This is a genomic window from Nitrosospira sp. Nsp2 (genome assembly GCF_003050965.1).
Classification (GTDB): domain Bacteria; phylum Pseudomonadota; class Gammaproteobacteria; order Burkholderiales; family Nitrosomonadaceae; genus Nitrosospira.
Window position 1 is genome coordinate 294,780 of sequence record NZ_QAOU01000002.1, and the last position, 23,289, is coordinate 318,068.

26 protein-coding genes are annotated in these 23,289 nt (G+C 54.0%); 22 read left to right on the top strand and 4 right to left on the bottom strand.

Annotated elements, in window-relative coordinates:
- The first annotated feature begins 99 nt into the window (after nucleotides 1-99).
- The 21 genes from C8R31_RS05495 to C8R31_RS05595 all read left to right on the top strand — a co-directional run bounded on the left by C8R31_RS05495 (nucleotide 100) and on the right by C8R31_RS05595 (nucleotide 16,048).
- A complete protein-coding gene (locus C8R31_RS05495) occupies nucleotides 100-1,185 on the top strand; it encodes a hypothetical protein (protein ID WP_146164562.1) in 1,086 nt (361 codons plus the stop codon).
- A gap of 167 nt (nucleotides 1,186-1,352) precedes the next feature.
- Nucleotides 1,353-2,318 carry a hypothetical protein gene (locus C8R31_RS05500; protein ID WP_258192565.1) on the top strand — a complete coding sequence of 322 codons (966 nt, stop codon included), beginning with the start codon at nucleotides 1,353-1,355 and terminating at the stop codon, nucleotides 2,316-2,318.
- An 11-nt stretch (nucleotides 2,319-2,329) separates the two neighbouring features.
- Nucleotides 2,330-3,601 (top strand): N4-gp56 family major capsid protein, encoded by a 1,272-nt coding sequence (locus tag C8R31_RS05505; protein WP_107693059.1) that lies wholly within the window; start codon nucleotides 2,330-2,332, stop codon nucleotides 3,599-3,601.
- 80 nt (nucleotides 3,602-3,681) lie between these two features.
- The gene (locus tag C8R31_RS05510; RefSeq protein WP_107693060.1) at nucleotides 3,682-4,122 is read left to right on the top strand and encodes a hypothetical protein; all 441 of its coding nucleotides are present in this window, start codon (nucleotides 3,682-3,684) and stop codon (nucleotides 4,120-4,122) included.
- A gap of 81 nt (nucleotides 4,123-4,203) precedes the next feature.
- Nucleotides 4,204-4,572, top strand: a complete 369-nt coding sequence (locus C8R31_RS05515) for a hypothetical protein (RefSeq protein WP_107693061.1) — start codon at nucleotides 4,204-4,206, stop codon at nucleotides 4,570-4,572.
- Nucleotides 4,572-4,904: a DUF6682 family protein gene (locus C8R31_RS05520; RefSeq protein ID WP_107693062.1), complete on the top strand. Its 333-nt coding sequence runs from the start codon at nucleotides 4,572-4,574 to the stop codon at nucleotides 4,902-4,904. The genes C8R31_RS05515 and C8R31_RS05520 overlap by 1 nt, the downstream gene beginning before the upstream one ends.
- The gene (locus C8R31_RS05525; RefSeq protein WP_107693063.1) at nucleotides 4,901-5,524 is read left to right on the top strand and encodes a hypothetical protein; all 624 of its coding nucleotides are present in this window, start codon (nucleotides 4,901-4,903) and stop codon (nucleotides 5,522-5,524) included. Before C8R31_RS05520 ends, C8R31_RS05525 begins: the two co-directional genes overlap by 4 nt.
- A 4-nt stretch (nucleotides 5,525-5,528) precedes the next feature.
- Nucleotides 5,529-6,428, top strand: coding sequence for a hypothetical protein (locus C8R31_RS05530; protein ID WP_107693064.1), 900 nt, complete (start codon nucleotides 5,529-5,531; stop codon nucleotides 6,426-6,428).
- Nucleotides 6,428-6,775 (top strand): hypothetical protein, encoded by a 348-nt coding sequence (locus tag C8R31_RS05535; protein WP_258192566.1) that lies wholly within the window; start codon nucleotides 6,428-6,430, stop codon nucleotides 6,773-6,775. The genes C8R31_RS05530 and C8R31_RS05535 overlap by 1 nt, the downstream gene beginning before the upstream one ends.
- Nucleotides 6,766-7,347, top strand: a complete 582-nt coding sequence (locus tag C8R31_RS16190; RefSeq protein ID WP_219907456.1) for a hypothetical protein — start codon at nucleotides 6,766-6,768, stop codon at nucleotides 7,345-7,347. The genes C8R31_RS05535 and C8R31_RS16190 overlap by 10 nt, the downstream gene beginning before the upstream one ends.
- Before the next feature lie 103 nt (nucleotides 7,348-7,450).
- Nucleotides 7,451-7,642 carry a hypothetical protein gene (locus C8R31_RS05545; protein ID WP_146164563.1) on the top strand — a complete coding sequence of 64 codons (192 nt, stop codon included), beginning with the start codon at nucleotides 7,451-7,453 and terminating at the stop codon, nucleotides 7,640-7,642.
- 2 nt (nucleotides 7,643-7,644) lie between these two features.
- Nucleotides 7,645-7,944, top strand: coding sequence for a hypothetical protein (locus C8R31_RS05550; RefSeq protein ID WP_107693066.1), 300 nt, complete (start codon nucleotides 7,645-7,647; stop codon nucleotides 7,942-7,944).
- A complete protein-coding gene (locus C8R31_RS05555) occupies nucleotides 7,941-8,210 on the top strand; it encodes a hypothetical protein (RefSeq protein ID WP_107693067.1) in 270 nt (89 codons plus the stop codon). Before C8R31_RS05550 ends, C8R31_RS05555 begins: the two co-directional genes overlap by 4 nt.
- 48 nt (nucleotides 8,211-8,258) lie before the next feature.
- Complete coding sequence (locus C8R31_RS05560; protein ID WP_258192567.1) at nucleotides 8,259-8,798, top strand: glycoside hydrolase family protein; 540 nt, start codon at nucleotides 8,259-8,261, stop codon at nucleotides 8,796-8,798.
- 12 nt (nucleotides 8,799-8,810) lie between these two features.
- On the top strand, nucleotides 8,811-10,844 hold the full coding sequence (locus C8R31_RS05565; protein WP_107693068.1) for a hypothetical protein: 2,034 nt from the start codon (nucleotides 8,811-8,813) through the stop codon (nucleotides 10,842-10,844).
- A gap of 91 nt (nucleotides 10,845-10,935) precedes the next feature.
- A complete protein-coding gene (locus tag C8R31_RS05570) occupies nucleotides 10,936-11,319 on the top strand; it encodes a hypothetical protein (RefSeq protein WP_107693069.1) in 384 nt (127 codons plus the stop codon).
- 91 nt (nucleotides 11,320-11,410) lie between these two features.
- Nucleotides 11,411-11,797: a hypothetical protein gene (locus C8R31_RS05575; RefSeq protein WP_107693070.1), complete on the top strand. Its 387-nt coding sequence runs from the start codon at nucleotides 11,411-11,413 to the stop codon at nucleotides 11,795-11,797.
- Entirely contained in the window at nucleotides 11,798-13,528 is a 1,731-nt protein-coding gene (locus C8R31_RS05580) for a LamG-like jellyroll fold domain-containing protein (protein WP_107693071.1), read from the top strand.
- A gap of 3 nt (nucleotides 13,529-13,531) precedes the next feature.
- Nucleotides 13,532-14,134 carry a GNAT family N-acetyltransferase gene (locus C8R31_RS05585; protein WP_107693072.1) on the top strand — a complete coding sequence of 201 codons (603 nt, stop codon included), beginning with the start codon at nucleotides 13,532-13,534 and terminating at the stop codon, nucleotides 14,132-14,134.
- A gap of 1 nt (nucleotide 14,135) precedes the next feature.
- Entirely contained in the window at nucleotides 14,136-15,278 is a 1,143-nt protein-coding gene (locus C8R31_RS05590) for a hypothetical protein (protein WP_107693073.1), read from the top strand.
- Nucleotides 15,275-16,048 (top strand): hypothetical protein, encoded by a 774-nt coding sequence (locus tag C8R31_RS05595; RefSeq protein WP_181320448.1) that lies wholly within the window; start codon nucleotides 15,275-15,277, stop codon nucleotides 16,046-16,048. Before C8R31_RS05590 ends, C8R31_RS05595 begins: the two co-directional genes overlap by 4 nt.
- Here the strand turns inward: C8R31_RS05595 and C8R31_RS05600 are convergent.
- Complete coding sequence (locus C8R31_RS05600; protein ID WP_181320450.1) at nucleotides 16,032-16,595, bottom strand: FkbM family methyltransferase; 564 nt, start codon at nucleotides 16,593-16,595, stop codon at nucleotides 16,032-16,034. The two genes, C8R31_RS05595 and C8R31_RS05600, sit on opposite strands and share 17 nt — an antisense overlap.
- Nucleotides 16,596-17,198: 603 nt before the next feature.
- Between C8R31_RS05600 and C8R31_RS05605 the strand changes: the two genes are divergently transcribed.
- Nucleotides 17,199-19,538 (top strand): glycosyltransferase, encoded by a 2,340-nt coding sequence (locus C8R31_RS05605; RefSeq protein ID WP_107693075.1) that lies wholly within the window; start codon nucleotides 17,199-17,201, stop codon nucleotides 19,536-19,538.
- Between the two features lie 91 nt (nucleotides 19,539-19,629).
- Here the strand turns inward: C8R31_RS05605 and C8R31_RS05610 are convergent, their stop codons facing one another.
- The 3 genes from C8R31_RS05610 to C8R31_RS05620 all read right to left on the bottom strand — a co-directional run bounded on the left by C8R31_RS05610 (nucleotide 19,630) and on the right by C8R31_RS05620 (nucleotide 23,261).
- Nucleotides 19,630-20,586 carry a glycosyltransferase family 2 protein gene (locus C8R31_RS05610; protein ID WP_107693076.1) on the bottom strand — a complete coding sequence of 319 codons (957 nt, stop codon included), beginning with the start codon at nucleotides 20,584-20,586 and terminating at the stop codon, nucleotides 19,630-19,632.
- A gap of 118 nt (nucleotides 20,587-20,704) precedes the next feature.
- Nucleotides 20,705-21,874 carry a glycosyltransferase family 4 protein gene (locus tag C8R31_RS05615; RefSeq protein WP_107693077.1) on the bottom strand — a complete coding sequence of 390 codons (1,170 nt, stop codon included), beginning with the start codon at nucleotides 21,872-21,874 and terminating at the stop codon, nucleotides 20,705-20,707.
- Between the two features lie 136 nt (nucleotides 21,875-22,010).
- A complete protein-coding gene (locus tag C8R31_RS05620; RefSeq protein WP_258192568.1) occupies nucleotides 22,011-23,261 on the bottom strand; it encodes an O-antigen ligase in 1,251 nt (416 codons plus the stop codon).
- Nucleotides 23,262-23,289 lie beyond the last annotated feature (28 nt).

The following is a 23,289-nucleotide window of genomic DNA, read 5'->3' on the forward strand; positions in this document are numbered from 1 at the left end:
TACCCGACACGGCATTATGGGGGGCATTACACGGGCGGATCAGTCATGACGTTTTGCGAGAACGCAGATTTGCTTGTACCTGATGCAAAGGTACGGGGAATGCCAAACTCGCCCGTAACCGTGTTATCTGAAAATCCGATTTCCGTCGCGCCCGAGTTTTTTGGAATGCACGCCAACAGGCGCGCATTTGATCGGCTGCCGGGAATCATGCTCAAGACCGTGCGGGGGCATGACCTCCAAAACGGGAAGGGACGCTGGAGATTCATCGAAACGAGCGACAATACGTGGACTTTCACCGATCTGGATGCGTGGGTCAATACCCATTACGACGCGGGAAGGGACCTGCTTTTCACGCTTTATGGCACGCCGACGTGGGCATCTGCAAGGCCCACCGAAATAGGGGCTTACGGGCCGGGCAATCCCGGTACCCAGGCCGAACCGGCGGACATGACAAAGTGGGACCGGTTTTGTGCCAAGATCGCTTCCCGGTACCGGGGAAAGATCAAGTACTACGAGGTCTGGAACGAGCCCAACATGTATAACGACGGCACCGCTCCTATCCCGGGAACTACTTTTTTCTTTTCCGGCACCTTCGCCAAGCTGGCTGAAATAGTGCGACGCGCGAACATAGCGATCAAGGCGGTGGATCCCACCGCAAAGATCGTGAGCCCCGCTGTCACGAACTGGGCAGCAAAGGCGGGGCAGAGCGCCGAAAACTACTTTACTGGAATGATGGCGGCCCCGACAGGTGACGGTTCGACAACCATGAAGGATTGGGTGGACATCGTTGGCGTGCACCTCTACCTGTCATCTGGCAACAGCACAGCGGATCTGGCGGGGATGATTGACCGGGTCAACGCAGCCAAGGCAGCGGCGGGCGTGTCGTCAATGGAAACATGGGATACCGAGAGCGCACCTATTGCGCCCAATGCATCCGCACTAAGTGATGACCAGCTCGACCGCTACCTGACACGATTCATGGTCACCGCAGCGGCGAAGGGCATTGCGAGGACAATGTACTATCAGTGGGACAATGACGTGATGGGATTTCGCGAAAGAATAAATATCGGCGGTCGTTGGAACGCGCTGCGTGAGCTGCTTCTTAGCGGCTCAATACTTTCCGCCTCCAAGTTGTTCGATGGAAGATTGATCTACAGGACCAGCACAGGAACCACCATCGTCTAGAAGCGTTATCTCTCACTGATCAGGCCGCTCTCGAGCGGCTTTTTTTATTCCAGATTCAGTTGTACCGATTTGGGTGCCACTGAAAACGGGGACGCGCTCACGGCGAGACCGCAGTTTTATCAATCCTGCTTCGGCAGGCCCGCTCACTGGGTAAAGCAGTAGGAGGAATGATGGAAGTCGAACAGCTTACGGATGAACAAATCGCAAACCTGACGCGGGAACAGATCGAGATGCTCGAGAACGATCCCCATCAGCTCGTTGAGATTCTCGGCGTAACGAACTTATCAGGAGAAACCCGCAGAAAAAAACCTGAACGGGAAGAAGACGGCAGCGAGCCCGACAACACCAGCAGCCCCACAGATGAGCTTGACCCTGTCGTGCTGAACAAGAGCGGAAAGGGAGTTATTCCTTACGAGAAACACAAGCAGTTGAGGGTGGAGAATTCAGCGCTACGCGAGCAGTTAGAGACCGCACAAACGAGTCTCGAAGAGCTTCTGAAGCAGAAGGACGAGGCGAAAGGGGCTGACATTGCCGTAGCGGATGATGCAATTACAAAGCATCTTGAAGCACTGAAACGGGATATGCCCGAACTCCACCAGGTAATCAGTGCTGTGCTTGAAGGGAGCCGAAAGCAGGGCGAGAAGCTGGAAAAAACGCTTGAAGAATTTAAACGCGAAAAGGAGGAATCCGAACGGGCGAGTGAATCAAGCGTAGCCGAGCAGGTTGCCGAAGCGAAGGACAATAACCCCGATCTGGTGCACTGGGAGATCAACGATCCGGAAGCCTGGGACGAAGCCTTGAAGCAGGATGAAATTCTGCGGACCAATAGCAAGTGGATAAACAAGCCCTACGCTGAACGGTTCGATGAAGTCGTCCGTCGCGTCAGAGCGGTTATGCCCGAAGCTTCGGCACCAAAGAAAGCAGCCGATCCGGAAAAGCTTAAAGCGGACGCGAAAGCAAAGCTTGATGCTGCTCCGGTGAGGAAACCCACAACCCTATCGGATATCCAGGGCGGAGCCAATCCAGCCTCTGAGCGGGAGCGACTGGAGAATTTGAGTCCGTTTGAATTGACTCAAAAGCTCATGAAGATGCCCCCGCATCAGTCGGCAGCCCTGAGAGCCGAACTTGAATAAGGATTTTTGCAATGGCTGAAACAAGCATAACAAGCGGCAGTTCCCTCGCAATAAAACATTACAGTGCCGCCCTCTTCGCCAATACGCTGAGGGGCGCCACGGCAATGGAAAACCTCGTGGGACCGGTCGAGCCCACCTCGGCAATGCAGAACATCGCGGGTCAGACACAACCCGGCATGCCGGTGGTCCGGATCGATAATTTGATGAAAGGCGCGGGTGATGCCGTGTCGCTGGATCTGGTCGATACCATCGGCGGTGAGCCATTGATGGGCGACGTCAACCGGGAAGGCCGGGGCAGTGCGCTCTCGTTCTCTTCAATGGAAATCAAGATCGATCTGTCGAGCAAGGTGATCGATGCTGGTGGATCGATGTCGCAGCAACGCACCAAGCACCAACTGCGTGAGATCGCCCTCGCACAGCTGTCCGGCTATTTCCCCAGACTGAGCGCGCAAACCGCGCTGGTGCATCTGGCCGGCGCCCGTGGATCACAGACGGGAAGCGATTGGGTGATTCCGCTGCAATCCGCCACCAACTTCTCCTCGGTAATGGTGAATCCGGTCAAGGCGCCGACCTATAACCGCCATTATGTGGTCAATGGCGCTAATCTGACGCAAGGCGGGCAGCAGCTCGGGTCTATCGTTTCTACCGACGCCCTGAAGCTGGCGCATCTGGATCTTCTCCGCAAGAAGATCGACGACATGGACCAGCCCCTGCAGGCGGTAAAGCTGGCCGGGGACCGGGCAGCCCAGACCTCGAAAATGTGGGTCTTCCTTGCCACGCCCAACCAGTATTCCATTCTTCTGTCGGAAGGCTCGCTACGCGCGTTTCAGCAAAATGCGGTTAATCGCGCCGCTTATCTCGACACCCGCCATCCGCTGTTCGCGGGCGAGGTCGGAATGTGGAATGGCATCCTTGTAATCAAGAATGAGCGCGCCATCCGCTTTTTGCCCGGGGAGTCCACCAAGGTCGTCACGGCCCTCAATGCCGCCACTGCGACGGAAACCGACCAGGTTATCAACGCCGCGCTGGCCTCCGGGTTCGCGGTGGAACGCGGCTTGCTGCTCGGGGCACAAGCACTCGGCGTTGCGTACGGCAAGACCAAAGTCAGTGGCATGCAGTATGGCTGGAAAGAGCACTGGTACAACTTCGAAAGCAATCTGGAAGTCATGGGCGAGGTGGTGTATGGGCACATGAAGACCCGCTTTTCGACGGACGATGGTACCGGTTCCAGGGTTCCCACTGACTTTGGCGTTATCGCGATTGATTCCGCCGTGCCGCTCTGATCCATATAATCGGCTGTTATTTAGATTTAATAATCAACTTTAATGGATAATCTTAAGTTGATAATTTTTAAGGAGTTTAAATGGCTACGCATAGCGCACCAGATTTGAATACCAAACCCTTGCCCATGGGCGGATATGGCAATGCGGCACTGGTTTATGGATCGGTTACACCCACCTCAGGCGCCGTGGCAAGCGTTTACCGCCCGGTCAGGATTCCGGCGGGCATGACCGTCACCGGGCTCAAGATCAACAATGATGACCTGGATGCGGGCGGAACCTTATTCGCGGTAAAAATCGGCTACACACCGGTTAGCGCTGCGGATGGACCTGTGGGCGATGACGACTACTTCTCGCCTGCAACGACGATTCTTTCCGCACCCAACCTTACCGACCTGCGTTTCCCGCCACTCAAGTTCGAGAAAGATGTGTACGTGGACCTCACCGTCACCGTTGCGGCGACAACGTTTGTCGGAGGCACGATCACGGCAATCGTTACGGGAGATGCCACCGGCGTCAAATAGCAGGCAGGCATCGCGGCTCAGCGCGATCAAACGGGTGACCTCCGCCGAAAGGCGCGTCGCCCTTTTTTATGGAGTCAGAGAATGCCGCAAGTGAAATATATAGGGTCAAGCGTCAAGACGGACAGCATCAGCGGAATCGGGCTTCGCTGGGAGCCCGGCCAGGTACGTAATGTGACGGCAGAGGTGGCCGAACGGCTGCTCGCGTTTACCGATACCTGGGTACGAGAGCAGGCCGGGAAAGCACTTGATGTTGAACCGGTCGGGTTGGCGGAGGCAGAAAAACCAGTTGAAGAACCGCTCCCCGTCATCGACTTTCACGCCATGGATAAGACGGCATTGGTTGAGTTTGCCGAGGATAAGTATAACGAACGGCTGGATAAGCGACTGAGCGAAGAGACGATCCGGCACAAGGTCATCACCCTGTTCACTAAACACGAGATGGCTGACTGATGCCTTTTACCTGTCAATCAGTCGTGGACCTGGCCCGAATACCGCTTAACGATGCAGACCAGGCGCGGTACCCGGACAGCACCCTGCTGCTCTTTGTCAATCATGCCCTGCTGCAGATTCTCAAGCGTCGGCCCGATCTGTTCATAGGGCAGTTCGGCAACCCGCTTCATGGGCAGAACGGCCTGGCCGACGCCTTTCCTCTTCCCGCGGAATACGTTCAAACAATAGCGGATTACGTAACGGCAAGGGCCGAGATGACCGACGACGAGCACGTGAACTCGGGACGCGCAGGCGTATTCATGCAACTTTTTGACGCGGAGGCTCAGCCGTGAAGCTGTGGAGCGATCTATATGATCTGGTGACGCCGGATTTGCCGGGTTGTGCATTCGCAGCGGTGAACAGCGCCTTGCGACAGTCAGCCATTGTTTTCTGCGCGCAGTCTTTGGCGTGGCAGGAAGAGCATCCGCCGGTTGCGGTACAGGCGGAAACCGCGGAGTACGCTTTTATCCCGCCCACTGGGGCCGCAGTGCACGCGATAACGTATGCCCGGTTCAATGGGAAGGAAATAAGTCCGCATACGGGTGAACTCAATTTTACAACCAGAGATTGGCGCAATCAAACGGGGACACCCGAATACGTACTGGGTGGGCCCACATCATTGCGACTGGTACCCGAGCCTGACGCCGGAGGAACGCTGACCATCACCGTGGCGTTGAAGCCGTCCGCGTCTTCCGCAGGCATCGACGAGCACCTGTTCAACGAATATCGGGAAGCGATCGTTCATGGAGCCCTGGCGCGCCTGATGCTGTCCCCAAAGAAGCCTTATACCAATACGCAACTCGCGCAATATCATCAGCAGCAATTCTTGATCCAGACAGCGATGGCAGGAACGCGGGCGGCAAGGAATTTCACCCGCGGCCCGTTACGAACCGCCATCCTGAGAAGAGGATAGCGCCATGGGGCTTCGGTTTTCAAATTTTGGCAAAGCGGTCGTCGCCTCGGCCCCCAACGGAACAGCCGGGCTGAGCTTCACGGTAGAGGCGGGGAAAGGGCTTCTTTTTCCGGCGCTCGGGGCGGGGGATTATTTTTACGGAATTTTCAAGGACGCTTCCGGCAACCGGGAAATCGTGAGGATCGAGGCGCGCAGCAGCGATAGCCTCACCATTGCGCCGAGCGGGCGCGGGCTGGACGGCACCGCGGCCAGAACCTGGGCGGCGGGAGATTATTTTGTCGCCGGTTTAACGAATGCCGCGCTGCAGGAGTCGCTATCAAATCCGGCCCTGATTGCGTTAGGGGCCCTGCCATCGTCTGCTGGCAAGTTACCATATTTTACCGGCAACGCCACGGCGGCGCTCACGGAACTGACCCCATTTATCCGGACCCTGCTTGACGATGCGGATGCGGCATCGGCACGGTTGACGTTGGGGGTGCCGACAGCGGTTGCCGCTCTCATACCATCCGGTACGGTCATGTCCTTTTTCCAGGCTGCCGCCCCGGTTGGCTGGACACAGATCACAACGCATCACAACAAGGCGTTGCGGGTAGTTGGTGGTGCTGGCGGCGGTTCCGGCGGCTCCGTGTCCTTTACGGCTGCATTCACCTCCCTAGGGATCAGCGGGGCTATCGGCGCTACTACCCTAACAACAGCACAGATTCCTGCGCACAGCCACGCAATTCCTTACGGCTTTGCCGGAGCAGACGCAGGCTCTACAGTGGGAACGACAAATAACACGCAGGGTGCCATCTCGACAAATAACAGTATCGGCGGCGGAGGATCACACTCACATTCTTTCACCGGTACAGCGATTAACCTTGCAGTGCAGTACGTAGACATGATTATAGCGAGCAAAGATTAATGAGAACTTGTGTAGCTGACTGCCCCCTTGGGGCCAAGTGCGAAGAGGTCAAGATGGAATACGGGAAACCGGTTCTCTATCGTTGCCCCTGGTATGTGCAGATTCGAGGCGTGGATACGAATACCGGTCAAGAGACAGGGACCTGGGGTTGCGCCATCACCTGGATGCCCACCCTGATGATCAACACGGCAAACGAGTCGCGTAAAAGCGTTGCCGCTATCGAATCATTCCGCAATGAGATGGTTAAGCAAGGCGCACAGACACAACAGATGCTGCTGGTGGCGGCACGACCCCCAAACCGGGAACAAGACGGTAAAACCCTGGAACAGGCCCAGATATGCGAGTAACGATCATTCGAGATGACAGTGTTGTCGGAGTGGACGGCGTATTCAGACGGGTTGACCTGTCGGCGTTGCCTGCGCGAATTCGCGCGCTGCAATGGAATGGCGTAAGCGGCCATGTCGAGTACGACCATGGTGCAAACACAACTTTGCATGATCTGGCGGCCTTCCAGACGTTCGTCGACCTGTGGAATACGGCTGCGCCGCAACCGCCCGTTCCTCCCGGCGCTCGGCAGATGACAGCCGCCGCGCTCGCGAGAATCGATAGCGCCTATGAGGCGGCTGTCAAGGCGATGACCAAAAGTTACCCTGGCGACGAAGTCGGGAGTTGGCCGCAGCAGGAGGCGGAAGCCCGAGCCTGGTTAATGGATTCAAGGGCCAGCACGCCCTGGATCGACGCAGCAGCTGCGGGGCGGGGAATTGACAAGGCCGCGCTGATTGCCAAGATCATCACGAAAGCGTCGCTGTTCACGCCCGCGCATGGTCAACTCACGGGCAAACGGCAAAAACTGCGCGATGAAATTATCGCGCTCGGCGACAACCCGACCCAACAGCAATTGGACGCGATTCAGTGGTGACGAGACCAACCATACTTCATCCGACTCAAACGCGGCGTTGCCGCGTTTTTTTTGCAACGACTTAATGGTTCTTATTCAAACATATTACTTCGGAGAAATCATCATGACCATGTACCAGCGCAAACGCATCCAGTTGATCAAGGAAGCGATAGATAAAAAAAACGCGGCAGCCGATGCCGACGTGGACAGTTTGCTTGAGCGCTTCATAGCGTCGAAATGGACCGCTGCCATATCGATTGCCGTTTTATCGGCCGCTGCCCTGTTTGCGGTTGTCGCCCTGTGGAATCTGTTCTGATCATGGCCCCCGACGATAGCGAGCAACGGCCTGAGAGGCGTCGCGGCCCTTCCACGTATACGCTGTCCTTTGGAGGAATTATCGCCGTAGCAGGTCTTGCGGCATCGGGGGTGGCGACATATAACTCCGTGCAAAACGACATCGCAAGCCTGAAACGAGGAGAACTTTACCAGGAAAGAACAAATGAGCGCCTGAGCGATGAGATGAAATCGCTCAGAATCGAGCAGCGCGAAACCATGAGGGAGTTCAACGAGAAGCTCGACAGGATCATCGATCAGTGGCCCCGGGGGAGGAAGCTATGAGGTATCTCCTCGGAGCCGTGTTTCTCGCCTCATGCACCACGCTAACGCCTTCAGCGATGGACAACGCATCAATCGAACAGCACGCGCCTGCTTCCACGCCTGCGCCACCGGTTTCCGAAAGCGAGCAGGAAGCCCGCAAGCCGAAACCCAAGGCGTCGTTGCCCACGCCGGCGCCCGAGGTATCGTCTTGCGCCAACCTGAAGATGCCAGACCTCAAAGAAACAATAAGGGCAAAGCTCGACTGTATTTCAGAAAACGCCAAATGATGTTCATGCGCCGCTGCGGCGAGACGCTGAACATGAAGGAGCGCTCAAGTGATTAAACCATCGATTACAGAATCACGGTCCGCATTGGCGGCGCTGGCGCTCGCCGCCTCAACACTGGTCGGGATTGCCCTGCATGAAGGTTATAAGGAACAAGCCTATATCCCGGTGCCGGGCGACGTACCCACCATCGGGTTTGGCACAACCTCCGGCGTCCGAATGGGTGACAGAACAACACCGGAGCGTTCCCTTGTCCGTTTGCTTGGCGAAGTCGAGGATGTTTATGCTGCAGGCGTTAAAAATTGCGTAACCGTGCCTCTCTACCCGCATGAGTTCGAGGCGTTTGTAAGGTTGGCCTATAACATTGGTGTGCCGACGTTTTGCCGCAAGGCCAAGCCTGGAAAGCCGGCCAATCTGATCGACCTGATCAATGCTGAAAAGTATGCGGAGGCCTGCGCGCGCATCGAGGCGTTCAAGTATGGGCCGGGAAGAAAAGTATTGCCCGGTCTTGTCAAGCGTCGAGCTGAAGAGCGGGCAATTTGCGAAGGAAAAAAATCCGGCGAACCTGCAATAGCAGTGTCCCGGAATTAGGATCTGGCCAAAGTGAGCGCTTTCAGAATCTCAGGTTTCTCCGGCTTGGTGCCAAGACTGGCAAAGCAGTTGCTGGCGCCTTATCAAGCACAGATCGCGACGAATTGCGATCTTACGTCCGGCGATTTGCGCCCTAGAAGCGGCCCCAAAGCGGTGTTCGCTCCCGTCATCAACAATGACATCGTTTCCATGTTTCGCATGGAAAAAGACGGCAACGAAAAGTGGCTGGCATGGGACAGGGATGTTGACGTGGCACGCTCTCCCGTCGCGGGGAATACATCGCGGCGCTTTTACTATACCGGAGACGGCGAACCGCGCGTCTCGGACTACGAAACCGCGACCCGGGGCACGGGGCCTTATCCTTCGGGTTGTTTTGTGTTGGGCGTCACGCCGCCACTTAAAGCGCCTGCAATATCCATATCCGGCGGAGCGGGAGCAGTGGTAACGCGTGCCTACGTGTGCACTTTTGTCACGCCATGGGGTGAGGAGTCGAAACCTTCCCCGGCTGCTACCGCGACGGCGAACGCCGATGCGGCATGGATGCTTTCCAATCTTGATACGGCCCCGCCCAATAGCGGGACGGTGACGGGGGCAAGCCGAAACACGCCGCTGCCGGGACATGTCGAGGTCATGCTGGACAGCGTTTTTGGCCTGCGGGCGCATGAGGAAATTACATTTGCATCGGTTTCAGGCATGACAGACCTGAATGCCACCTTTGCGATTCATAGCGTCAACGCGGGCACCAACAAAATCGTGGTGCCGCTTTCGACCACACAAATCTATATCGCAGGCGGGACGTGGGCACGCAAGGCTCCGCATAACACCCACGGGATGATCAAGCGGATATACCGCACGCTCTCCACGTCGGAAGCCACCGAGTATCACTATGTCGCTACGATTCCGGCAATCGCCACTGCCTATACCGATACGGCGAGCGACGAAGACGTCGCCTTGGGAGAAATTCTTCCTTCTGCCAACTGGGAGATGCCACCGGCCGACCTGAAAGGCATTCTGATTTTGCCAAATGGAGTCGCCGCGGGGTTTTCAGGCAACGAAGTCCATTTTTCCGAGCCCTTCAAGCCATACGCATGGCCCACAGCTTATCGCCAGACTTACGACCAGGACATAGTCGCCATCGGCTTCACAGGCACCACCCTGGTCGGGATGACACAGGGGAACCCCTTCACCATTACCGGGGTGGAGCCGGTGACAATGGGTGGGGGCATGGAAAAGCTTGGCGTGGCGTGGCCGTGCATGGCCAAGCGCGGCGTGGCGAGTTTTGCCTTCGGAGTGGGCTACCCCGCGCCGCAGGGGATGGTCATCATCGGCGCGAGCAGCGACATCGTCACCAACGACCTTTTCACCCAGAAGGAATGGTCGGAATTGAACCCGCGGACCTTTATCGCCGCTTCCGCCGATAACCGGTATTACTGCGGGTATACCATCGACGACAGTTCACTCATGTTCGTGATCGACAAGACCGAGAGGGCCTCTTTTATCCGGATCAATCAGCGCATCAGCTGTATATGGACGGACCCGGCCACGGGCAGGCTGTATGTGGCAGCGGAGAAGAAAATTTACGAATGGGAAGGTGATGCGGGAAGCAAACTTTCCTACGAGTGGAAGAGCAAAAAGTTCGTTACCACACCGCCGGTGAATTATGGCGCGGCCAAGATAGATGCCGACTTCGATGTGTCGGAGGCGGAATTGGCAGCGACACAAGCTGCCCATGACTCAGCCATTGCCGCTAATCGGGCAGTAATCACCCAACGAGGCATGGATGATGGGCTGGCTGATCCAGGCTTGGGTGAATACGCCATTGGAGGCGATGCGATGGATGAAATTCCGCCATTGATTGCCGACTCCCTGCAATTCCAGCTCTGGGCCGATGGCGCGTTGAAATTCACCAAGAAGGTCAGCAACAACCGAGCCTTCCGGCTTCCCGCCGGCTATAAGGCGGATAACGTGGAAATCGTGTTATCAGGCAATGTGAAGGTTACGGGCGCCGTACTGGCTGAGACGATGGATGGGCTAAAGCAGGCGTAGCGGGCGTAGGAGTATTGCATTGAAAGAATTGGAAGCGTGAGCCGCCAGCTTGCTGAGCGGCTTTTTTTATGGCTATCAGAAGGAGAACCAAATGGCGAAATACGCTCATGCAGATGTGTTGGACGGAGGTCTAAACGCAATACAGAATAATGCGACCCAAATGCTGCTGCTCAAGGCCTACTCCCCCGCGGACAATTACACCACCGTTAGCGGGAACGCGATCTGCACCGTCAACATGGCCGCTGCCGACTACACCCTGTCCGGGCCCGACGGAGCAGCGCGCGTTCTCACCGTTGCGGCCAAGAGCGGAACCGCATCCGCAAACTCCGGTCCTGCGCCGGACTTGCATATCGCTTTTACGAACGGCGCAAACAAAGTACTGATGGTGACAGATGAGACATCTGACCAGGTAGTGACGAGCGGCAACACCATCAACTTTCCTAACCTCACCTACACCAGCAACCAGCCGGCCTAGAGAACCTCATAGACCTCGCGCTACAGCCGGGGGCACCAGGCAACAGTGCGGCGATACCGGGTTGAGCTGGCAAAAAAGAGGATTTTACACAATGGCACTCATAAAAACGGCGAGAACACTCGTTTCGACCGCTTCAAATGCGGCAGGGGCCGCGACACGCGGCAGGCTCAACATGAATCTGGCGCAGGGCGGCGGGTTTTTGACAATCAAGATGACGAATGGCGTCACCGGGCCTGCGGTGCAATGTGTGTGCAATATTCTTGTCGCTCACAGTTCCACCTTACCTGCCGCGGCTTCGGCGGGAGCAGACTGGAAAATAATTGCATCGTATGGCGGTGGCACCATGCCCAACGCCACGACCGAGGTTGGCATCCCGATTGATCCGGCCATCATGTGCCTCGAAGTGGAATTCACCGGCAACACGGGCCAGGCGGTGACGGTCGAGGCATATCTAAGCGAACTGACCATGGCGGTTTAAGTGGCGCTATCGCTATCGCAGAGGTTTTTAAAACAGCCTCAGCATGCAGCGCCGCTGGATCCCAATCACCCGCTGTTCAAGGACATTGTATTCGCGTATTCCGCAGGGCGGGGGTTGCTCGACGGGAAGCATCCCGGCAAATCAGGGTCTTTTGCCGGGACGATGCTATATGGATATGGCGCAAACGGGAAACACGTCCGGACCGGCGCGGCGAACAGCCATCTGGCCTTCCCGAATATCGACGATTACAACGTGCTGGGCGAGGTCACGGCAGTTGCACTTATTCGTCAGGCTAGCGCAACCTCGCAAGGGTCAATCGTCCATAAGGCCGAGACATCCGGTGGAACGAACACGCCATTCGGGCTTCTGGTCGAATCCACCGGCGCGATATCCTTTAACAGATCCAACGCAGGCGGCAGCACACCCTTCCGCGTCTGGGCCAGTGCCGCCACCCTGGCGGTCAATCAACTAGCGGTGATCGCGGCCACGCAGGGCGGCGAAATATCCGTTCCGCCAAAATTCTTTATTGATGGCGGCTTCGATAGCGGAACCCCAACCGGGTTATACGGCGGCACCGGGACTGGCGCGCCGACGCCGACGTCCGTATCGCTGAAACTCGGCAACCGCACCGACAATTTTTCTCGTTTCAGTGGCGAGATATACGATGTCATCATCCTGAAAAGGGTGCTTTCCGCATCAGAGATTGCGGATCTGTCGAGAAACGTATGGGCAATTTGGCAAGCGCCTTCCAGACGGTTATGGGTTATTGCCGCGGAAACCAACCTAACCGGCACAGCCTTTGGGCAGAGCAATAGCGCCGGGCTTGGCAATATTGCCCAGGTGCACGGGCTTCGCGCCCCGGCCTCGACACAGGCAAATCCGAGCGGCGCAGATGCGATCACCTTGAGCATGGTCATTGACCTAGCGCGCGCTGAAATCATTCATGGAAATTCCGCCGGCACCGCGGGAGTTACCCAGAATCACTTTCTGCCGGCTGTGCCCATTGCCGCCCCCGTTCAGCATGCTATCTGGGCCACCGAGGCAGTCACGCAAAAACATATTGCTGCTGCCGCCAGCGCTAAGCAAGAAAATGAGAGCAGCGGCGGCAAAATTGCGCGCGGCATCGGCAATTTTGTCCCTCAGCCGGCCATCCAGCAGAACGCCAATGGAGCAGGGTCCGTCAGCCAGACTCACATTCTGTCCGGCATTGCCACCTTCGCTCAGCACGGCATCCGGGTGGCCGAGGCAATCACGCAAAACCATATTGCTGCTGGCGCCAGCGCTACGCAAGAAAACGAGAGCAGCACCGGCAAAATTGCGCGCGGCATCGGCAATTTTGTTCCTCAGCCGGCCATCCAGCAGAACGCTAACGGAGCAGGATCCGTCAGCCAGACTCACATTCTGTCCGGTACGGCCGCAGGCCAGATAAATAACGCCGCCGACGCGTCGCTTGGAGGCGAACGCATCATCGAGACGGAGCTGCTTACGCGCATCGCTTCAGCCCCTGTTGCGTCCGTCAAGAAACCAGGCATACCCGTCGGAACCCCGATGTGGCTGAAAACAACAATGGAAATTTTGACCGGGCGGCGCGGAAATCGCGTGGAAGTGCCCAAGTTCCAGGAATTGACTTTTTCCGCCGTTCCCACCAAAGGGGAGTGCGAGGCGTTATACCGCTATATCAATGCCGTCCGGCACTCACTGGAGCAGATCATTAAAAGATTGGACAGCTAAAAATTGAATACTCAACTTATTGCGTTGCTGAAGGCGAACATGGGTGTGCCCTTGACCTGGGATTTGGCTGCGGATATTTACGTCGCAGCCGGCCGGATCGAAACGTTGGTGAATCCGAGCAACATTGAACAGATTCGCCCTGTAATTTATGAGGACACGGTATTTGCGCGAGAGCGCATGGAAGATATTGTCCATGAAATGAAACTGCTTCATCAGGCCCATTGGAACGAGACGGAGGCGCATCGGCACGGGCTGGCGCTCAATCCCGACTATGACATGTTTTACCGTTACGAGCGTGCGGGCCGGTATGTTCTGTTCACCCTGAGAAACGATGGGAGATTACAGGGAAATTGCGCGCTGTACCTGGACAAAAGCACCCATACGCAAACCCTTATCGCGACGGAAGACACACTTTATCTGCTGCCGGAAGCCCGCAAGCGCGGCGCTGCAAGACAGTTTGTCGAGTACTGCGAAAACGCATTGAAGTCGCTGGGCGTGAAGGAAATCAACGTTTCCGTCAAAACAGTGAACAAGGCTGGGCGGTTTTTCCGCATGCTTGGCTATCGCCACGTTGAAAACGGATTGAGCAAAATATTGGAGGACTGAGATGTGCGCACCGAAGATACCCAGACCGGACCCGGCTATAGGCGAAGCCGCGAAGCAACAGGCGCAAATCGCGCAAGCAATGTCGGAGATCGCAAAGGATCAATTGGCGTGGGAAAGAGAACGGGCAAAGGTACAGGATCCGCTGGTTGAGAAAATCGTCAATCAGCAAATCGGCTCGGGCGACGCAAACGCCGTGCGGTCGGAAGAGCAATGGAAGATTTACCGCAACCTTTTCGCTCCCCTGGAAGAGCGCATGGTGCGAGATGCGAACGACTTCGACTCGGAGGAGCGCAAGGATCGGATGGCTGCACAGGCCGGGGCGAACGTGGCGCGAGGATACGAGGGTGCGCTGGCGTCAAACCTGCGCGCAATGGAACGCATGGGCGTAAACCCGAACTCCGGCCGATTTCAGTCCCTGACGCATGAAATCAACCTGAGCCGCGCAAAGGACACCGCCGGGGCGATGAATCAGGCCAGGCTCGACACAGAACTGCAAGGCATGGCATTGCGCGAAGGGGCCGCCAAATTTGGACGCAACATGCCCAATACGGGGCTCGCCGCTGATGCGGCTGCCCTGAGTGCCGGTAACTCGGGCGTTGGAAACCTGGCGGCAGGTTCGAGTATCCGCAACGCAAACATGAATTCAGCGCAAAACTGGCTCGGCGGCGCCACCAATGCAAACAGCTTGTCCGGGAATCTGTTGCTAGGCCAGCACCAGGCACAGCTCGATGCGTGGCAAGCGCGGCAGAATTCATTGAACAGTGCCCTGGGCGGACTCGGCAGCCTTGCCGGAACGCTGGGCGGCGCATACCTCATGAAAGGACTGCGCAAGGGGGGCGTCATACGAGGTTACAGGGCTTATACTTTCAAACCCCGAGGTTATAACTATGGATTGGCATCCCTCAAACGCAGGGGTTACACAGCGGGCGGCCTCCTGAATGGCCCAGGCTCCGGCACCAGCGATTCGATTCCGGCTGATATCGAGGGGGTACAACCTATCCGGCTTTCGAATGGCGAAGCCGTGCTGAACAAGAAAGCGGTGGAGCTCGTGGGAGAGGATTTCATTCACCGTGTTAATGCAGGAGGACTTGGCATGACAAAGGGGCGGAATGCAAACATCACGAACAAGGGAGATGGAAAATGATTAGCGGCCTGGGGGCATTTGCGGGCGGGCTATCCGACGGGATGCGCGTCGGCCAGGATATGAAATTACGGCAGCAATACGTCGATGAGCAGAAAAAAGCCAATGAGCGTGATGCGGAAGTGCATCAGGCGCGGATGGATGCGCTTAACCTCTACAGGCTAAAGCGCAACCGGCTGAGGGCTGCCAATGATGAGATAACAGCCGGATGGGGTCTGCCTGCCCCGCAGCGAGCGCCACCCATCGCGCCCGGGTTGAAGGACATATCAGCGAACGCACCAGTAATGAAACACCCGCGTGCCCCGGGGCTTTCCAGCGTGAACAAACGGCCTTCGCTCCCGGCAGTTTCATCCGATGAAATAATCGGCAAACGGATGTTGACCGGCAACCTGCTGGAAGACCCGGATGAGCTGACGCGCATGGCAAGCATCTATAAGAAACATGGTGTTCTGGACGAAATGGCTCCCTGGATGAACGAAGCCTATGGCGCAAAGAAAAGGGGTATTCCAGATGCGTTGCATCTATTGCTGAGTGGCGATGGCAAGGGAGCGGCACAGGTCCTGAGAAACGGGGGAATAAAGCTCGCCGACGACCCCGTGCGCACCAATCCGGATGATCCGCTAAATAATAGCTGGAAATTCAGTTTCGAAGATGGACGAGAACGAGATATTAATTTGAAGGGAATTGCAAGAAAGTTTTTCCCAAGTGACTATCTCTATCCTAACGGGATGAATAGCCCTTCTAACGAGGAATCGCTTACGCGATTCTATTAGATATGCTAAAGATATTTTCTTTAACGTACACAAAATCCCGGTCCAATTTCGAAATCGCAGCTAGGAAAGTAAGTGAAGTTCTTTCTTTCGGTAGCATCCAGTCATGTAGTTCAATAATCAACACGGGAAACCGATCGATCCATTCAGTATTCTTTGAGAACAGCTCGCTTTCAAATCCCTCAATGTCGATTTTTATTATGAAGGGCTCCAATTTCTTTGACTCTGCATCTTTAATAATGGAGTTGATAGAACGCATAGTTAAGTTTCCAGTGGGGTTTGCGGCAACTTGAAAGGCGTTATTGCCTAGTCCCACGTCGATTAGGGTCCCACGCGTGTCAGTACTTGCCACAGCTGCTTCATAAAACTCGACGCTCTGTGATGCATTGTTAATTCTCGCTTGTTGAATATTAGCTTTATCCGGCTCAATCGCAATAATGCTGGCGAAAGGATAGGTCTGAGAAAAATACTTCGTTGCTAATCCAATATTCGCGCCACAGTCGACAATTAGTGGAGAAATTCCTTTGCTCTCTAGAGTCTGGTAATACACATCAACCTCGTTTCTACGCCTCAGGTCCTTAAAACTATAATCATGATCTAAATAGATTTGTTTAGTTGTACACCAGTCAATCGCGTCTCTGATCTGAACAGTAAATATAGATTTTTTGTGACGATCAAACGCTAGCTGAACCTTGCAAAAGGGCGGAGAAATTAAAAGAAACCGCTTACGGCTAAAAAAAAAGTTTACAAAGCTCTTCGCCCATATTTTAGAAAACTTTAGGATTGTGGCTGGCTCAAATAACGAGTAAGTGCACGGACGGGTATGCGTTGTTCTTAGCATAATTACTTATTTACGCGTGTTGCGTTAACGCGCCTCATTTTGAGCGGCTGATAATAGGTATCAAGGATTTTGCGAATGTTCGAGTAACGGAAGCTAAAATCCAATCTGAACCTCACCACAAGAATTTTATTGTGGCTATCTTAGCTCTTCTATTATAGGTGAATGCTCTAACAGAACTGTAGCTCTTCGTACATACCGATTCGATACCCAAGCAAAAGCTCGGGTGCTATTTTATCGACGGTCTTTGTAGTTAAGGGTTACCCGCGATATTATCTGGAACGGGGTTCCCCGTGGCCCCAATCAGGCGGATAAATGAGCCAAGCGATATCGAGTGCGCCTCACCATTGCCGCACTCGTTATTATTCGACAAAAGACATGCAAGTACATCAGCTAAACGAGGCCGGGCGCGGTGGGAGGCAAATTATCAGAGCCACGGCAAAATTCTTAGTAAAGCAATATGTATCGAATAACTGGATTCGTTATTGCTATGTCTTAGCTAAAGGCATTTCAACTAAAATCGTCATACCGGTACTTCCGATATTGCATGAACTGGTCTTCGAGAAACTGAAGCTGTATCTTAGAAAGCAGTATCTACACCGAGATCGCTCATGGCGTAATCCCGTCTCGGAAAGTATCTATCAGGTTATCACATCTATTCCCGCCAACTTTAATCCCAAGGTCACAGTAATCGTACCAAGCTACAACGATGCTGGATCTCTACGGGAACGCCTTAATTCGATTTACCAACAGACATTCTCCAATTTCGAGGTCATTCTCCTGGATGACGGTTCGACGGACAAGAGTAGAGATATTCTCGAAGAATATTGCCATCGCTATCCCCGCATCACACGCTGTTCCTTTGAGGAAGAATCTGTTACTACCACTCAATGGGCACGGGGGATTCAACTGGCGCGAGGGGATTTAGTATGGATAGCTGAAACTGGTGATTACTGCTCCACGACCCTGCTGGCAGAGCTCGTGAAGTACTTTGCAAATGAGGCAGTAATGCTTGCTTACTGTAAAAATGAACTTGTCGATGGGAGATTTGATGAACCCGTGAATAGCTCGACGGAATATCCACACGAAGTGAATTTCGAGTTAGGGCCTGATCAATTTGTAATGTCAGCTCATAAGCTAGTAAATAAAGCGTGGTCGATCAAGAGTAACGTGCCAAAAATCAGTAGTACGATTTTTCGCCATCCGGGGAAACTGGAATTGCTGAATAACAAAAATTGGCGACGAATGAAAATATTTGGCGATTGGATATTTTATTTACACCTGATACGCGGAGGGCTGGTCGCCTTCTCTCCACAAGTTACTAATTATTCCCGGCTTCATCAGCATAACGCTTCTCAAGGTGCGTCGAGTACCCGTTGTTTGTACGAAGAGCAGGAGCAAGTCGCAAAAGCACTAATTACGTTGTATAAGTTGGAAACACAGGTAGTAATACGCCAAACGCGTACTTTAAAATCGTCGTGGCGTACTTTTCATATGGATTGCTCAGAGGATTCATTTATTAGACGCTATGACGACGAGTGGATCCAGAAGGCGGTATTGGAGCGGAAGCCTAATTTACTCATGGCCTCTTTCGCTTTAACAGCAGGCGGGGGAGAAACCTTTCCCATCCAGCTCGCCAACCTGCTAAAGATCGCTGGTTATGGTATTACTTTCCTAAATTGCCACAAAGCCCCTACCGAAGTCGGAGTGAGGCGCATGTTGCTTCCAACTATCCCCCTACTAGAACTTGATACGCTTTCGAAGCTTGCCACAGTAATTGATGATATGGGTATTGAACTTGTGCACTCACACCATTCATGGGTTGACGTGTGTGTTTCCTATTTTCTCGAAGACCATTCCGATGTTCAATTGGTAGTAACCTCTCACGGCATATATGAGATGACCCCTCCCGCCGTGTTGGCTCAGATTTTTCCACTGCTAAGAAAGAGAGTGAACAAGTTTGTGTATTTAACGGATAAAAACCTTCCGGTATTTAAATCTCATCAATTTGATACCGATTGCTTCGTTAAAATTGGTAACGCCTTGGACATAATTCCGGTAACGCCTGTCTCTCGTGAGACATTCGGTGTCTCCGAAGAAGCATTCCTAATTTGCTTGGTGAGCAGGGCTATTCCTGAAAAAGGATGGGAGGAGGCGATCGAAACCGTAAAATTAGCACGTGAAATCAGCCAGAGAGATATTCATCTGCTGCTAATCGGTGCAGGACCGGAATACGAGCGACTTAAGCCTTTAACGGAGGATAAGTTTGTACATTTCCTAGGCTTTAGAGCGAATGTGCGCGATTATTTCGCAGCGTCCGATTTAGGCTTCCTGCCTTCGCGCTATCCAGCAGAAAGCTTTCCTCTTGTATTAATCGAATGCCTTCATTCGAACCGCCCGATATTGGCGAGTAACCTAGGGGAAATTGAAAACATGTTATCAACCAGTAAAGGCCGCGCTGGAACTGTGTTTGACCTTAACAACTGGAATATTCCCATTACGGAGGTCGCTAGACTTATAGTTGAGTACGTTGAAAACACCGAGCTGTACCGTAATCACTTGTATCAAGTACCTGAAGCGGTTTCTAAATTCAACCCATTGACCTTACGTGAGAAATATGAAGCGGTTTACCTCGAGCTAATAAAAGAAGGCTAACCTCTACCATCGTGCCCTTTCCGGTAAACTAGGATTTTCCACGACAAGGCCTAATAAATAAAACAGAGAGTATTTATACCAGTGTCTCGTTTTATCGGAATAAATCTTTGAGAAAGCTTCCCCATCCATACGCGTACCGATGATATCGGTATGCAATTAGCCCTTGTAGAGCAATGGGCAGGCGCCGCCATCGGGCGTCCGGTAGTGTGGCACGGGCGCGAAGAAGGTTTACAACCTCCGTGAAAAGGTAAATCCGCTGCGCCCCCGTCGGAAAGCGGTCTGCAAATTCCAAGAGACGTGCTTGGGCTGTTTCATACAACAACACTCGCGGTCCATAAATGTCAGCAACGGTTTTATCCCTGTTTCTGCCAGGGCGCGGTATGCCGATTTGGTTATGGCCGTGCTGCCGATAGGCAATAAGTGGAATTGGCAATGCAACTAAGTGAGATGAGGCACCGATGAGCAGAGCGATCCACGCATCGTGCCATGTGGGTGGCATCGGCAGCACGAAATCGCGAAAGCTGGAACGAAACGCCATGGTTGCGCCAGTAGCCACCGGATGCCTCAGCAGCACGCCAAGCGCGTCGCCTGCCGCCAACTGTGCCTGCTCTTCAGATTTGAATCTGAAGAATCGCCATAACCGAGACCCCAGCGGTTGTAAATTTTCATCAACCACGTCTGCATCCGTGAATACCGCGCCGGCTTCCGGTGTGCTGATGAAAACCCCTTCAATAGTCTCGGCCTTGTTTGGATACCAAACATCGTCCTGGTCGCAAAGAAAGATAATATCTCCCTTACATTCCGCTATCGCTAGCTCGAAGTTGCGTGTGCTACCGAGGCGCTCATGCTGGATAAACCGGACTGGGAATGGTACACGCTGTGCGAAATCATAGACAATGGCAGGAGTTGAATCAGTTGACGCATCATCGGAGATTATCAATTCGTCTGGCAGTCGCGTCTGACGTGCGATACTGTCGAGTTGCTCGCCGATGTAGCGTTCTCCATTATAGCTAGCGAGAGCGACGGACAATGAGAGCTGTGCGGTCATTTTCTGACTACCGAGTGACTCCGGTGCCCCTGTAAGGGTGTAAACCGTTGGATTAACGAAAGTATTAATCGTACAAGTATCACTGTGGTGTTTTGCTGTGAAAAGGCTACAAGAGCGATCAAGCCGACGTTCTTTCTTTCGTCAGTATACCTTTGAAAAGATCAAGCATCTCGCTGGCATAACGCTCCTGAGTAAACCTTCCCACGGCCCAGTCATTAGCAGCTTGACCTAGTTTCAATCGAGCTTGCGGATTCTGGTACAAATACTGTATTTTTTCGGCAAGCTCAACATGATTGCCGCGCTCATACAGAAGACCGGTTTCCCCATCGTGAATTTGTTCCATTGTGCCGCCGCTAGCACTCGCTATCACGGCCTTGCGCGCTAACATCGCCTCTATCATAACTCGGGCAAAAGCTTCCCAGCGCGAACACATCAGCACGACGTCGGTTCCCTGGATAAGCCGTGTGGGGTCATTTACGTACCCTGTGAATGTGACCCGGTGCTCCAGACCGTAATCTTTTACCTGGTTGCGCAGGGCAGTTGTGAAGAGGCTATCTCCATCGCCCACTATTAATAGGTGAGCGTCGATCCCTCTACGGACAATTTCAGACAGGGCTTTAATGGCCTCGTCCTGTCCCTTCCAGGGTTGCAAAGAACCGACGATTGCGCATTTGAAAACATTTGTATCCAAAGTCGGATAATGTATTCCCCCGATCTCGTCTTGCGATAAACCCGCGCCCGAAGTTATCGACTGATAAACGACGCGGAGCCTATCCCGTCTGATATAGCGCGAATAATCATCGGCGACTGCGTGGGAAACCGCGACAATACGTGTTGACAAGCGATCTATCAGGCGCATTGATAAGCGAATTCCCAGGTCGAACGTGATTCTGGAGTCGCGATACGGGGACTCGTGAAGGTGCCAGACGTGCGGCTTGCGTGCCAACCACGCGGCAAAGGCACCCGTACTGATCGCAACGGTATTGGTAACCACCACATCACAACGCCACCGCCTCAGCATTATCGCGATCCGGGTGGCTGCTGCCAAGCCTCCGAGAGTGCGCAAAGCACGACGTGGAAGCGATTTTCCCCTCAACTTCCACCACCATGGATAGCTCACCACGCGCCAATCGATATCCAGCTTGTCCAGTTCTGGCACGAGCGGACCTTTTTCTGGCACGAACACCAGGCATTGAACATTTAACGTGCTCAAGCCTTTCAACAGCTCAAGCAGCGCAAGTTCGGCGCCGTTTCGTGCGGCGGTATGAGATATGAAGCAGATCCGCATTAATCCCCGTTCCTCTGCATCATCAGGCAGGCGCAGCCAGCTTCGGTTCCAGCTCCGTGCCAATTCCGGGCGTAATCGTTGTACTTGGCATATTCTGTCGCTAGTTGCTTGCGGCTGGGCGTAAAGATCATGTCTGTCAGCTATCCGAACGAGTGAAGGGCTGGGAGGCATCCCCATTCCATCTTTGCCAGGCGATGCTAACGGCGGTAAGGACAAGGAGCAGGTAAAAAGTTTGCCGGAAGAAAACCAGGTTGTCTGTCGTGCCACAAAGAAAAATAAAGCAGACGAGAGCGGCGCCTAATGAAGCCATTCGATGCAGGCTGAACGTTTTGTACCAGCTCCATAATAAATACGCATAAGCCGCAAGCCCGAGCACGCCCAGATGCATTCCAATTTCGATCCAGTCACTGTGGTAATGAAGGATATCCTCGTGGAACGCCCGCAAGTCTTTGTAAATGCCGCCTTTGTATGTCTCCACATTTTTTTCGAAATACTTTACCGCCGCGCCTGTGCCGTGCCCCAAAAAGGGCCGCTCGGCGATTCCATGCAGGCCGATATCCCAGAGAGCGAGCCTGTATCCAATACTGGTGCTGAAGTTTCCGGCCCTGGATAACTCGATGTCATTCCTGGCCTGAGCGAGCCTTTCGTGAAAATTGCTGCTGTTGTAGGCAAAAGCTGCGAGTATCGCGGCCAGCAATGCCATTACGGCGAGAAAAGTCTTGATCTCCCGCTTGTGTAGCAAAAAAAGTAAAATTGACGATGAAATAATTGTGGCGATAAGAATTCCGCGTGCGCTCTGATTAAACTGGAGAAAGAGCAAGAGGATTGCGAACAGCCAAAACGCTATGTTGGTCTTTTTATTCGCGCTGCGGCCGGCAAGATAAAAAGCCACGATTGCTCCGATCCCTAATATCGAGGAAAAGTGCAGGTAGAGCATTCCAAGCGGCGGAACCCCTTGCGTGCCGACAATGAGCCACTGATAAATGCCCATCGCCACCGCGCCAAAATAACCTGCCAGCAAGCCCGCTATCGCCCAGCGCAGCCGTTTTTTATTCAAAAGCGCTAGATAGGGGATGAAAACCAGAAACGCGAAATATCGCCGCCAGACTTTAAATCCTGCCTTAGGCTCGTCGCTCCACAGTATTCCAAGCGCAAGGACGACACAGAGAGCGAGAAGGGCGACAACCAGCGGTTCCTTCATCGTCTCCTTGAAACGGCCCAGGCCGCCATCCAGTATCCAGACCAGGGGAAGAAGGTAGTAGGCATAAAAGCTCAGCCCTTTGTACCAGAGGGCAATGCCGAAGAACAGCAGCGCAAACTTTGCCAGCGCGTCGCGGAACGCGTCGACCCCGTGCAAGGGAACGGGAGGATGGGCGAAAATTGCCACCTTCAAAAGGCAGGGGGAATCATAAGTG